The following is a 12,279-nucleotide window of genomic DNA, read 5'->3' on the forward strand; positions in this document are numbered from 1 at the left end:
TGTCAGGGCTTGGGCTTGTCGTCCCATTCATCGCTGAGGATACGACGGGCGTCCCCCTCGGGATCGTCATACTGATTCGAGCGGACAGTATAGACAAACGCAACCAGCCCAACCCCGCCCAGAAAAAGGGAAATCGGTATCAGATAGGCCAAGACTTCCATCGCTTTACCTTACCCGCAACGCGTTCAAAGACACAGTGATTGATGAGGTCGACATCGCCAGCGCCGCGATCAGCGGCGTAGCCAGACCAACCACGGCCAAAGGCACCGCGATGATATTATAGACGGTGGCGATGCGGAAGTTCTCGCGAATCCGTTTTGTGGCTTTGGCAGCGGTATCGCAGGCATCGGCGATAGGTGACAGGTCGTTGCCCAGCAGCACGATATCTGACGCCACCCGCGCCGCATCCAGTGCGGACGCTGGTGAGATCGACACATGCGCCACCGCCAGCGCCGCCGTGTCGTTCAGCCCGTCACCGACCATAAGCACATGATGGCCCTGATCGCGCAAAGCTTCGACATGCTGGGCCTTGTCCTGCGGCAGGGCCTGCGCAATCCAGTTTTCAATCCCCAGCTTGCCCGCCAGCGCCTGAACAGCGCCTTGCGTATCGCCCGAGATCAGGATGACCTCTTTGCCCGCTTCGCGCAGCGTTTGGACCGCATCCGCGGCACCAACGCGCAGCGCGTCCGAGAACAGGAATGCCGACGGCGCTTGCCCGGCGATGGCCAGCCATGCGGCGGTCTGGTCGCCCTCTTCCGCGCCGGTCCATGCCGCCCGGCCCAGACGTACGCGCTGACCACGATAGGTACCCTCAGTGCCGTAGCCCGGAACCTCGGTGACGTCTTTCAGCGTGGCGGGTTTTATCCCAGCCTCGCGAGCGGCCTTGGTCAAAGCAACCGACAACGGGTGCGAGGACGCCTCGGCCAGGGCCAGCGCGACCTCAAGATCCGCGCGGGAATGGTCGCCCAGATTGGTCAGTTCAGGGATACCAGAGGTCAGCGTGCCTGTTTTGTCGAAAACAACCGTATCAACCTCGGCCAGACGTTCCAGCGCGGTAGAGTGCTTGATCAGCATCCCCTTACGGAACAACCGCCCCGAGGCCGCCGTGGTCACCGCTGGCACAGCCAAGCCCAGCGCGCAGGGGCAGGTAATGATCAGAACGGCGGCGGCGATGTTCAGCGCCGTGCGCACGTCACCGGAATAGATATACCAACCCACAAAGCTGAGCGCCGACAGGATATGCACACCGGGCGCATAGAGCTTGGCCGCCTTGTCGGCCAGCGAGGTGTATCGCGAGCGCCCCGATTCCGCGATGGCCACAAGATCGGCCATGCGGTGCAGCGAGGTGTCCTCACCCACCGCCGTCGCGCGGATGGTCAGAGGGCCGGTCAGGTTGACTTCTCCAGCGCTGACAGTCGTGCCCGCCTCGGCGAACACCGGCAGGGTTTCTCCGGTCAGTAGGGACCGGTCGAGTTCAGACTGGCCCGAGACAATTTCGCCATCCACAGGCATCCGCCCGCCGGGGCGGATCAAGATCAGGTCGCCCACGCTCAGCGTGGCAACGGCGACCTCTTCCTCGATGCCATCCACGACCCGAATGGCGCGGGGGACTTCCAGCGCGGTCAGCTCCTCGGCCGCAGATCGGGCAGCGGCGCGGGTGCGGTAATCCAGATAACGCCCGGCCAGCAGGAAGAACGTCAGCGTCAGGGCGGCGTCGAAATAGGCATGTTCGCCGCTGAGCGTGGTTTCCCAAAGCGATGTGACCAGCGCCAACAGGATCGCCAGCACGATCGGCACGTCCATGTTCAGACGCCGCACGCGCAAGGCTGACCACGCATTCGCAAAGAAGGGCTGCGCGGAGAACGCGATCGCGGGCAGCGTAATCGCCGCCGATATCCAGTGGAACATGTCCCGTGTGGCGTCGGACGCCCCGGACCAGACCGAGACCGACAGCAGCATCACGTTCATTGAGGCAAACCCGGCCACAGCCAGCCGCATCAGCAGGTCGCGCCCCGCCTTGTCAGCCTGTGTGGCGGACAGGGCACCGGGGTCCAGCTCATGTGCCTCAAAACCCGCGTTTTCCAGCACTGGGATCAGATCGGTAGCACGCAGATCGGGCGCGGCTTTGATCATGGCGCGTTTCAGGGTCAGGTTGACGCGCGCATCCTCGACGCCGGGAGTGGCGTTCAGCGCGCGTTCCACCGTTGCGATACAGGCCGAGCAATGGATGCCCGGCAACGACAGAGCGATCTGTGTGTCCTGCGGAATGGGCCGTGCCGGTTCTGCCGGGGCCGCGATACAGCCCGGACAGGCCGCTGTGCCGGAACTGAGCTGCGCCACGATCCCCTACCCTTTCACATAAAGCGGCACGCGCTGCGCGAATTCCGCTCCGCTGTGGTCCTTGGCGACCAGACGGATGTTCCAGTTGCCCTTGCCCAGCGCCGCAGGGGTTGCATAGGCAGTACCGTCAAAGGTGAAATCAGGGGCGAAATCTTCTTTAACATGGGTGGCGCGGCCAACCACGGCCTGCAACTCGGCCACTTCGACCGGAGCGCCGGTTTGATCGGTGATGTGCAGAACCAGCAATCCGCCCGAAACCTCGGCCCGGATGAACCATCCAAGGGCTTGTTGTTCCTGCAAACGCTCGTTGAACTCTTGGCTCGCGACGTAAGAGTTTTTGACCTCTAGCCCCGGAAAGGTTTTCACCGCGCTGTATGCCAGCACCAGATTGACGGCGATGATCACACCAAAGGCCGCGACAAACACGGCCAGCGCGTGTTTTCCGGTGAATTGACGTTCAGCCATGCTCAGTTCCCCCGTCCGTTAAACGTGGTGTCCTTATAGGCGCGTTCGCCGCTTTCCAGATCCTCGACCCAGATGCGCACAGGCGTCACATCCGCAGCAGCAGGGCCGGTATCACCTGCGGTCACCACGTAGACACGGGTCAATTGTGCCGTATCTGCGGTGACATTGACAGTGTCTCCGTCGATGCCCTCGATCTGGATTTGCAAGGCCGGGTCGCCTGCCAGGGTCAGCTTGAACGGGCGTTCCTCACCATGTTTGTTGCGCAGACGCACGTCATAGGTGTTGCGGATTGTGCCATCTGAGAGGGTCACGAAGGTCGGGTTGCGCACAGGTGCGACGGTCAGGTCGATATCCGAGCGGATGAACAGCGCAAAAAGCAGCGCAAAACCAACCGCCGCCCACATGGCCGTATACATGATCGTGCGGGGCCGCAGAATGTGTTTCCAGACATTCTTGGGGGTCTCACCCGCCCGTTCGCGGGTCTCGTCACTCAGCGCCATGTAGTCGATCAGACCACGAGGCTTGCCGATCTTGGCCATCATGTCGTCACAAGCGTCGATACAGAGCGCACAGGTAATGCACTCCAACTGCTGCCCGTCGCGGATGTCGATGCCCACGGGGCAGACGTTCACGCAGGCCATGCAATCGATGCAATCGCCCAACTCAGAATCCGCCGTGCGTTTGCCCTTGCCGCGCGGCTCGCCCCGCCATTCGCGGTAGCCGACGACCAGAGTATCCTCGTCCATCATCGCCGCCTGAATGCGGGGCCACGGGCAAGCATAGATGCAAATCTGTTCCCGCGCGAAACCACCAAACAGGAAGGTGGTGCCGGTCAGGATCAGCATGGTTGTGTAGGCCACAGGGTGCGCATTGCCCGTCACCAGATCACGCAGCAATGTGGGCGCGTCGGCGAAATAGAACACCCAGGCACCGCCGGTTGCCAAACCGATCAGGAACCAGGCGGTCCATTTCGTCAGGCGCAACCGTGCCTTTCGCATATCCAGCTTTTCTTGTCGGTGCAGACGTAGGCGGGCGTTGCGGTCGCCTTCGATCCAGCGTTCGACGAGAATATAGAGATCAGTCCACACCGTCTGCGGACAGGCATAGCCACACCACACACGCCCCAAGGCCGAGGTGAACAGGAACAGGCCCAGCCCAGCCATGATCAACAGGCCGGCAACGAAATAAAACTCGTGCGGCCAGATCTCGATCCAGAAGAAGTAAAAGCGACGGTTGGCCAGATCCAGCAACACCGCCTGATCCGGCAGGCTGGGGCCACGGTCCCATCTGATCCACGGAGTGATGTAGTAGATACCCAGCGTCACTGCCATGATGATCCATTTCAGATTGCGAAACGGACCGGACACGCGCCGGGGGAAAATCGGCTCTCGTGCGGCGTAAAGGCTAGGGGCGGGATCGGAATCGCTCACGGGCTGGCTCCAGACTCACTTCTATTCTGCGCCTTGTCCCAGATCACACCACCCGGCACTTTGACATGGGTCAAAAGCGCATCGTACAGACACCTTTTGTCACAGGTCGCGCGCCTGACGCCTAAGCCACGCGACAAAGGTCTTTACGGCAGGACGCAGGGGCGCATCGCCCAGAACGATATGATAACCAAAGTCGCCGGGTTCCTGAAACAGTTCGACGATACGACCGGATGATATGTCGCCTTCGACAAAATGCCGCGCGGTCACGGTCACGCCCTGCCCCGCGCGCACCCCATCCAGCAGCAGGTTGCCCGGCAGCGCGATGCGCCCGGCGCCCGGTCCGTGATCAACACCTTGCCGGGCCAGCCATGTGGTTGCCTCGGTCGTTCCGAATTCCTCAAGCCAAGGTAACTGGCTCAGCTCCTTCGCGGTCCAGTCGGTCTTGCCATCCAGCAGTGAAGGTGCGGCGACGATGACCATGGGGCTGGGTTGCAGCATCTCGGCGCTGACACCCGGCCAGTCGCCCGCGCCATAGCGTATGGCCACATCCACCCCACCGGGTGTAAGGCTAACCAGCTTGGGCGAAGGGTCTAGCGCAAGATGGATATCCGGGTATTTGGCCTGAAACGTAGGCAGGCGCGGCATTAGCCAGGATGCCGCGAAGGATGAGGTCAAAGACACATGCACGGGCCGCCCCTGCCGGGCCTTGGTCAGATCAGCGATGGCCGTGCCAATCGCGCCAAAGCCCAGATGCAGGGCGCGGGCCAGCTCCTCGCCTTCCGGTGTCAGGGTCATGGATTTACCGGTCCGGTCCAGCAGGGCCACGCCCAGATGTTTCTCAAGCGCGCGTAATTGCTGACTGATGGCAGCGTGACTGACATTAAGCGCCGCACCAGCTGCAACCACATTGCGCCGCTCGGCGAAGGCAGAAAAGGCCCTTAGGGCCGCCAAAGGGGGCAGAGATAGCCAATCCATATGCAATTCAAACTTACACGTTAGAGTTTCATTTGAGTCGCATTTCAAAGCCCAAAGGTCAATCTTTAACCCATGATCGCAGCGTATAGGAGGCTGACAATGTTCACCGTTTTTGCACGAACTTTTCTGACCGCAACCCGCGTCGATGCCCCGGTCATCCGGGATGCGCCCAAGCCAAACCAGTCCAGGAAGGAGTAGTTGCCGGACAGTCATTGGTGGAAAGAACCGCTCCGCGATGTCGATCTGAACGATCTGTGATCGCTTTACCCAAGTTCTGGACCCGTCATGGGCGGAACTCTACGGTAGGGAAATAGCACCGGCTGTTCTGGAAACGCGCGAACAGATGGAACAGCCGGTGCTGCAACCTTCGGGCGGCGAACCGTCCGAAGGTATTCTTTTGGCCTTACTGGCCGCCGCCCAACTGGTGGACGTAAGCCGTGACAGCGCGGATCTGCGCATCGGTCAGGCGGTTTTCCCAAGCGGGCATCACGCCAAACCGGCTGTAAGTCACCGTCTCGGTCAGCGCCTCTTGGCTGCCGCCATAGAGCCAGATCGCGTCGGTCAGGTTCGGCGCACCTTGAAAGACATCGCCAGTGCCGTCTTCGCCATGGCAAGCCGCGCAATTGTCTTCGAACACAACCTTGCCAGCCTGCGCCGCCGCATCATCGCTTTGGGCATTCGTCAGCGACATCACGTATTGAACCACCTGAGCAATCTCTTCTTTCTCAAGCAGCTCACCAAAGGCCGGCATCTCGGAATAGCGCGCATCGTCGCTTTCTTCGTTCCGGATGCCATGGGCGATTGTGAACTCGATATCCTCAAGTAAACCGCCCCACAGCCATGCGTCATCCAGCAGGTTCGGGAAACCCGGAGCACCCTGCGCTCCCGAGCCGTGGCATTGCGCACACCAGGTGCGGAACACGGCACCGCCTGAGTTCACAGCGTATTGCTGCAACTCGGCATCGGCCGAAATCTCTTCCAGCGGGGTTTCCACCAGACGTGCGTTCCAGGGCGCGTTGGCTTCTTCGAAGGATACAATATCCTGCTGCACTTCCCCGCGCGAGGACCAGCCAGTGACGCCTGCGGTTGCCGACTGAACCAGCGGCCATGCTGGATACATGATCGTGTAGATCACGCCCCAGAAGATACAGGCGTAGAAGGTCCACAGCCACCAGCGGGGCATCGGATTGTCGAATTCTTCGATACCGTCCCAGCTGTGACCCGTGGTATTCGGATCGCCTGGCTGTTTATCAGGTGTCTTGCTCATGGCCGCGCCTCCTTGGATTCGGCGGGTTTATCTTGATGCCGGAAGGGGATGTTGGCGGTGTCCTTGTATTCCTTGCTGGCACCGGGGCGGAAAACCCAGATGATGATGCCGACAAAGACCGAGAACAGCAGCAAAAGCATCCAGCTATCCGCGAACTGTCTGAGGAGTGTGTATTCTTCCATAACGCCCTCCTTAACGACTTGCGTCCGGGGTGAAGGTCGAGAAATCAACCAGCGTGCCCAGCATCTGAAGATAAGCCACCAACGCATCCGCTTCGGTCAGCTCTGGCTGACCGTCGAAATTGCGCACGCTGACCTTGTCGCCATAGCGTTCCAGCAGCCCGTCATAGTCGCTGTCCGGATCGGCCTGCGCACGGAAGTCGGCTTCGGCATTGGCCAGCATCTCTTCGGTGTAAGGCGTGCCGACAACGGCGTTCGCTTTCATGATGTCACCGATATACTTGCCGTCCAGCTTGCGATGCTCGAGGAAGCCGTATTTCGGCATAACCGATTCCGGCACAACCGACTGCGGATCACGCAGGTGGTCCACATGCCACTGGTCCGAATAGCGACCGCCCACGCGGGCCAGATCAGGACCGGTCCGCTTGGAGCCCCACTGGAACGGGTGGTCGTACATCGACTCAGCCGCCAGCGAGTAGTGACCGTACCGTTCGACCTCATCCCGCATGGGGCGGATCATCTGGCTGTGGCAGACATAGCAGCCTTCGCGCAGATAAACCTCACGGCCCGCCATCTCGAGAGGGGTGTAAGGGCGCATGCCCTCCACCTTCTCGATGGTGTTCTCAAGGTAGAACAGCGGGGCGATTTGAACGATGCCACCAATGGTCACGACCAGAAAGCTGAACACCAGCAGGAGGGTCGCGTTGGTCTCGAGGATCTTATGTTTGTCGAGAATTGCCATTGCTCCGGCCCTCCTTATTCAGCCGGGACCGCGACGGTCAGGCTGGCCTCTTTGGCCGGTGCCTTCCGCACAGTCATCCACAGGTTGTAGCACATGATTACGGCACCAGCGACGAACATCACGCCACCCAGAGCACGCACCACATACATCGGGAACTTGGCTGCCACGGTGTCAGCGAACGAGTTCACTAGGAAGCCGTTGGCATCCACTTCGCGCCACATCAGGCCTTCCATAATACCGGTGACCCACATCGACGCGGCGTAGAGCACGATGCCGATCGTGGCGAGCCAGAAGTGCCAGCTGACCATCTGCAGCGAATACAGACGCTCACGCTTCCACAGGACAGGCACCAGATAGTAGAGCGCACCAAAGGTGATCATACCGTTCCAGCCCAACGCGCCAGAGTGCACGTGGCCGATGGTCCAGTCGGTGTAGTGAGACAGCGAATTCACGGCACGGATCGACATCATCGGGCCTTCAAAGGTGGACATGCCGTAGAAACCGACCGAGATGACCATCATGCGGATCACAGGGTCCGTACGCAGCTTGTCCCATGCGCCCGAAAGGGTCATCAGACCGTTGATCATACCACCCCACGAAGGCATCCACAGCACGACCGAGAACACCATGCCCAGCGTCGAGGCCCAGTCAGGCAACGCGGTATAGTGCAGGTGGTGCGGACCAGCCCAGATATACAGGAAGATCAGCGCCCAGAAGTGGATGATCGACAGCTTGTATGAAAAGACCGGACGCTCGGCCTGTTTCGGGATGAAGTAATACATCATGCCCAGGAAACCTGCAGTCAGGAAAAAGCCCACAGCGTTGTGGCCGTACCACCACTGGATCATGGCATCTTGTACGCCCGACCAGACGATGACCGATTTCGAGCCCCAGATGCTGACAGGGATGGTCAGGTTATTGACCACATGCAGCATCGCAACGGTGACGATGAAGGCCAGGTAGAACCAGTTGGCGACGTAGATATGAGGCTCTTTCCGCTTGATGATCGTGCCCAGGTAAACGGCCAGATAGGCGACCCAAACGATGGTCAGCCACAGGTCAACATACCATTCGGGCTCGGCGTATTCCTTGGACTGTGTGCCACCCAGAACATAGCCGGTCGCGGCCAGAACGATGAACAGCTGATAGCCCCAGAACACGAACCACGCCAGGTTTCCGCCCCACAAGCGCGCGGCGCTTGTACGCTGCACCACATAGAACGAGGTCGCCAGCAGCGCGTTGCCGCCAAAAGCAAAAATCACCGCCGAGGTGTGCAGCGGACGCAAACGGCCAAAGTTCAAATAGCCCTGTGCCCATTCGAAGTTGAGCGCAGGAAAGGCCAGCTGGAACGCAATAAAGGTCCCCGCCAGGAACCCGATTACCCCCCAAAAGGCGGTTGCGATAACGCCATAGCGGATCACGCCATCCATGTATTCACCCGAGCGATCAACGAACGTTTCTGGCTCATCCGTGTTTCTAAGCGTCCAGATGAACAAACCACCGGCGATCAACATCACCAGAATTGCGTGCACCTGATACGCCAAATCGCGTGCGTAATTGGTTGCGATCGCGGCGAATACCGCAATCACACCAAGCACGATCAGCTTGATATAATTTGACATATTGCGTCCCTTTGCCATGCCCCGCGCGATTCTTTATGTGTCGCGAGACCTTTTTGACTGGCTGCTGTTTTCTACCACAGCGGTTCTAACTGCTTTGATCTGTGTCAAGACGAGTCGGCAGATATTGTGACTATGCTTCAGAAACGAATGGGCTGGAACGTCGCAGTTTGCCCCGCCCCGTAGGCAAGAGGTCAAGATGGCTTACAAATCACTTCTCACCGTGATGACAGAAACCAAACCCTCAGATGCGGCACTGGGGCAGATGGTAGCGCTGGCCGAAGCGCAGGACTCACATGTCGAGGCATTATGCCTTGGCGTGGATCGCAGCCAGACGGGTTACTACTATGCAGGAGCCAATGCGCTGATCCTGCAAGAAACGCTGAGCCGGGCCAATGCCGAGGCCGAGGAAGTGCTGGATTATGCAAAGGCCTTCCTATCCAAATCCGGCACGCGCTGGTCTGCCGAAAACGGTGTGGCCCAGATCGCCGATCTTGGGCGCCACGTGGCGCATCGCGCCCGGTTTTCCGATCTGGTGATTCTGCCACAGCCCTATGGCGAGGACCGCGGCGCCGAAGCAGAACCAATTGTCGAGGCTGCGATGTTCGAAGGTCACGCCCCGGTTCTGATCGTCCCCGACAAAGCGCAGCCTTTCAGCCGCCCTGGAACGATTCTGATCGGCTGGAACGAAAGCGTAGAGGCCATGCGCGCTATCCGTCGAGCCCTGCCATTTCTGAAACAGGCCGATCTGGTGAGGATCGTGGTGATCGACCCGCCCCGCCATGGGCCGGATCGTTCTGACCCCGGCGGGATGCTATCACAGATGCTGGCCCGTCACGGGGTGCGATGCGAGATTGACGTTCTCAGCAAAACCATGACGCGGGTTTCGGATATCCTGAACCGTCACGCTTCGGACACCGAAGCCAACATGATCGTAATGGGCGCCTATGGCCATTCGCGGTTCCGCGAAGCCATTCTGGGCGGTGCGACGCGGAACATGTTGGAACAATCTTCAGTACCGGTGTTTCTGGCGCATTAGCGCCGGTTACACTAGGAAGCCGCCATCCGAATCGTCCCCGGCCTCTTCCATCAGGCGTCCCATATCGGGAATCGTCACGTGGCGCTTGCCTTCCAGCAGGATAACCTCATCCTTCTTAAGCGCCGAAATCTGGCGGCTGACCGTTTCCAGAGTCAGGCCGAGATAGTCCGACATCGCCTCACGCGTGAGGGGCAGATCGAATACGATGGGGCCATCGCTACCTCTTTGACCGACCGAGGCATCCCTGCGGGCGATGATGGACAACAGGCTCGCAATCTTTTCGCGGGCGGTCTTTCGACCGAGAACCAGCATCCATTCGCGGGCGGCGTCCAACTCGTCCAGAGTCATCTGCAACAACCTGTGCGCGATATGCGGAGTCGTGTTCATCAACTCTTCGAAGGGCTTCTTTCGAAAGCAGCACATGACCAGATCTGTGGTCGCCTGAACGTCATACGGGGCCGAATCGCGCCCCGGACGGCCGACGAAGTCGCTAGGCAACAAAAGACCGACCATCTGGGTACGACCGTCTTCCATTGTTTGCGTCAGAGACGCAATTCCAGACACGACCGAGCCTACAAAGTTCATCTGATCACCAGACCATATGATCGTCTGCCCGGCTTCGAAACTGCGATAATATTTAATGCCTTCAAGCTCTTCCAGCTCATCCGCGTCACAATGCGCACACACGGCCCGGTGGCGGATCGGGCAGTCTGCACAGTTCGTATGGTCGATCTTGAATGTGGGTGTCATGCGCGCTTCCACTTGATCTCTATCAAAGCATCTGTTCGTGGCGTCCTCTAACGGTACCGTCATGATAGTTAAACCACAACTGGCACAGCTTGGACTATTTGACGCGAAAGTCCCGCGTTATACAAGCTATCCCACTGCCCCGCACTTCAGCAACGACGTAGGGTCAAGCCTTTATGGCGACTGGATTTCCGGCATCAAACCCGGAAGTTCGATCTCGTTGTATATCCATGTTCCATTCTGCCGCAGACTGTGCTGGTTCTGCGCCTGCCGGACGCAAGGCACCCAAACCGACAATCCGGTCATCGCCTACGTGGATGTCCTCAAGGCCGAGCTGGACCTGCTGGCCGCGCGCCTGCCCGAGGGCGTGACCCTGTCGCGGCTGCATTGGGGTGGCGGCACGCCCACCTTGCTGAACCCCGACCTGATGCGCGATCTGGCCGCCCACATTCTCGACGTGGTCCCACTTGGCCCTGATGCCGAGTTCTCGGTCGAGATCGACCCGAACGAGATTGACGAGGCCCGACTGGATGCCCTGGCAGAGGCGGGCATGAACCGTGCGTCGATTGGGGTTCAGGACTTCGATGATGAAATCCAAAAGACCATCGGTCGCATCCAAAGCTATGACACAACACGCAAAGCGGCCGAGATGATCCGCGAACGGGGCATCCATAGTCTGAACGCCGATATCCTCTATGGTCTGCCGCATCAGACCAAAACGCGGATGACGGAAAGCGTACAGAAGCTGCTGTCGCTCAACCCCGACCGGGTTGCGCTGTATGGCTACGCCCATGTGCCGTGGATGGCCAAGCGGCAGCAGATGATCCCGTCCGATGCGCTGCCTACGCCTGAACAGCGTCTGGACCTGTTCGACACCGCCCGCCGCCTGTTCATGTGGGACAATTACGCCGAAATCGGCATCGATCACTTTGCCACTCAGGAAGACGGTCTGACCCGCGCCCTGAAGACCGGGAAGCTGAAGCGGAACTTCCAGGGCTATACCGATGATCAGGCCGAGGTTCTGATCGGTGTCGGCGCCAGCTCGATTTCGCGCTTTCCGCAGGGCTATGCCCAGAACGCTCCGGCCACGTCGGCGCATACCAAGGCGATCCGCGAAGGGCGGTTCTCGACCTCGCGCGGGCACCTGTTCAAGGGGCAGGACATTCTGAGATCACGCCTGATCGAAGCGCTGATGTGCGATTTCAAGATCAATTCGGCGGAGATTCTGCGCGACCACGACATCTCGGCCAGTGAGCTGAACCAGATGTATCAGTCGGCCAATGCCGCCTTCGACAATTTGCTCACCATTACCGAAGACGGGCTGTTCATCCCGCCCGAAGCGCGCCCTCTGACCCGAATGATTGCCCGCAGCTTTGATGCCTATGACCTCAGCAAGGCCGGGCACAGTTCGGCGATCTGACCCCTTTCCCGGTGGGTCCCTACGCGGGCCTGCCCATGCATACCCGCACAGGGGCT

12 protein-coding genes are annotated in these 12,279 nt (G+C 59.8%); 2 read left to right on the forward strand and 10 right to left on the reverse strand.

The window, feature by feature from the left end; all coding sequences use genetic code 11:
* Positions 1–2: 2 nt before the first annotated feature.
* The 9 genes from ccoS to ccoN all read right to left on the reverse strand — a co-directional run bounded on the left by ccoS (position 3) and on the right by ccoN (position 9,020).
* On the reverse strand, positions 3–161 hold the full coding sequence (gene ccoS / locus ACR0C5_RS12765; protein ID WP_170355309.1) for a cbb3-type cytochrome oxidase assembly protein CcoS: 159 nt from the start codon (positions 159–161) through the stop codon (positions 3–5).
* 4 nt (positions 162–165) lie between these two features.
* Complete coding sequence (locus ACR0C5_RS12770; protein ID WP_480877378.1) at positions 166–2,343, reverse strand: heavy metal translocating P-type ATPase; 2,178 nt, start codon at positions 2,341–2,343, stop codon at positions 166–168.
* A 3-nt stretch (positions 2,344–2,346) separates the two neighbouring features.
* Positions 2,347–2,805, reverse strand: coding sequence for a FixH family protein (locus tag ACR0C5_RS12775; RefSeq protein WP_170774659.1), 459 nt, complete (start codon positions 2,803–2,805; stop codon positions 2,347–2,349).
* Positions 2,806–2,807: 2 nt separating this feature from the next.
* Positions 2,808–4,235 carry a cytochrome c oxidase accessory protein CcoG gene (ccoG, locus tag ACR0C5_RS12780; protein WP_170774660.1) on the reverse strand — a complete coding sequence of 476 codons (1,428 nt, stop codon included), beginning with the start codon at positions 4,233–4,235 and terminating at the stop codon, positions 2,808–2,810.
* Positions 4,236–4,334: 99 nt separating this feature from the next.
* Positions 4,335–5,210, reverse strand: a complete 876-nt coding sequence (locus tag ACR0C5_RS12785) for a LysR family transcriptional regulator (protein WP_170774662.1) — start codon at positions 5,208–5,210, stop codon at positions 4,335–4,337.
* A 403-nt stretch (positions 5,211–5,613) separates the two neighbouring features.
* Positions 5,614–6,477 carry a cytochrome-c oxidase, cbb3-type subunit III gene (gene ccoP / locus ACR0C5_RS12790; RefSeq protein ID WP_480877085.1) on the reverse strand — a complete coding sequence of 288 codons (864 nt, stop codon included), beginning with the start codon at positions 6,475–6,477 and terminating at the stop codon, positions 5,614–5,616.
* Positions 6,474–6,659, reverse strand: a complete 186-nt coding sequence (locus tag ACR0C5_RS12795) for a cbb3-type cytochrome c oxidase subunit 3 (RefSeq protein ID WP_170774667.1) — start codon at positions 6,657–6,659, stop codon at positions 6,474–6,476. The genes ccoP and ACR0C5_RS12795 overlap by 4 nt, the downstream gene beginning before the upstream one ends.
* 10 nt (positions 6,660–6,669) lie before the next feature.
* Complete coding sequence (gene ccoO / locus ACR0C5_RS12800) at positions 6,670–7,398, reverse strand: cytochrome-c oxidase, cbb3-type subunit II (RefSeq protein ID WP_170774668.1); 729 nt, start codon at positions 7,396–7,398, stop codon at positions 6,670–6,672.
* 14 nt (positions 7,399–7,412) lie between these two features.
* Positions 7,413–9,020, reverse strand: coding sequence for a cytochrome-c oxidase, cbb3-type subunit I (gene ccoN / locus ACR0C5_RS12805; RefSeq protein ID WP_170774670.1), 1,608 nt, complete (start codon positions 9,018–9,020; stop codon positions 7,413–7,415).
* 196 nt (positions 9,021–9,216) lie between these two features.
* Here ccoN and ACR0C5_RS12810 point away from each other — a divergent pair, with 196 nt between their 5' ends.
* Positions 9,217–10,056, forward strand: coding sequence for a universal stress protein (locus tag ACR0C5_RS12810; RefSeq protein WP_480877089.1), 840 nt, complete (start codon positions 9,217–9,219; stop codon positions 10,054–10,056).
* 6 nt (positions 10,057–10,062) lie between these two features.
* On the opposite strand, the gene fnrL is transcribed toward ACR0C5_RS12810, so the two are convergent.
* Positions 10,063–10,806, reverse strand: a complete 744-nt coding sequence (gene fnrL, locus ACR0C5_RS12815; RefSeq protein WP_170774674.1) for a transcriptional regulator FnrL — start codon at positions 10,804–10,806, stop codon at positions 10,063–10,065.
* A gap of 61 nt (positions 10,807–10,867) precedes the next feature.
* On the opposite strand from fnrL, the gene hemN reads away from it, so the two are divergent.
* The gene (hemN, locus tag ACR0C5_RS12820) at positions 10,868–12,223 is read left to right on the forward strand and encodes an oxygen-independent coproporphyrinogen III oxidase (RefSeq protein WP_170774676.1); all 1,356 of its coding nucleotides are present in this window, start codon (positions 10,868–10,870) and stop codon (positions 12,221–12,223) included.
* Positions 12,224–12,279 lie beyond the last annotated feature (56 nt).

Source organism: Ruegeria sp. N8, from assembly GCF_056531325.1.

Bases quoted from the DNA above. Each gene is read 5' to 3' on its own strand.
- ACR0C5_RS12785 (WP_170774662.1), bottom strand. From the start codon at position 5,210: ATGGATTGGCTATCTCTGCCCCCTTTGGCGGCCCTAAGGGCCTTTTCT.
- ACR0C5_RS12795 (WP_170774667.1), bottom strand. From the start codon at position 6,659: ATGGAAGAATACACACTCCTCAGACAGTTCGCGGATAGCTGGATGCTT.
- ACR0C5_RS12775 (WP_170774659.1), bottom strand. From the start codon at position 2,805: ATGGCTGAACGTCAATTCACCGGAAAACACGCGCTGGCCGTGTTTGTC.
- ccoP (WP_480877085.1), bottom strand. From the start codon at position 6,477: ATGAGCAAGACACCTGATAAACAGCCAGGCGATCCGAATACCACGGGT.
- hemN (WP_170774676.1), top strand. From the start codon at position 10,868: ATGATAGTTAAACCACAACTGGCACAGCTTGGACTATTTGACGCGAAA.
- ccoO (WP_170774668.1), bottom strand. From the start codon at position 7,398: ATGGCAATTCTCGACAAACATAAGATCCTCGAGACCAACGCGACCCTC.
- fnrL (WP_170774674.1), bottom strand. From the start codon at position 10,806: ATGACACCCACATTCAAGATCGACCATACGAACTGTGCAGACTGCCCG.
- ccoS (WP_170355309.1), bottom strand. From the start codon at position 161: ATGGAAGTCTTGGCCTATCTGATACCGATTTCCCTTTTTCTGGGCGGG.
- ACR0C5_RS12810 (WP_480877089.1), top strand. From the start codon at position 9,217: ATGGCTTACAAATCACTTCTCACCGTGATGACAGAAACCAAACCCTCA.
- ccoN (WP_170774670.1), bottom strand. From the start codon at position 9,020: ATGTCAAATTATATCAAGCTGATCGTGCTTGGTGTGATTGCGGTATTC.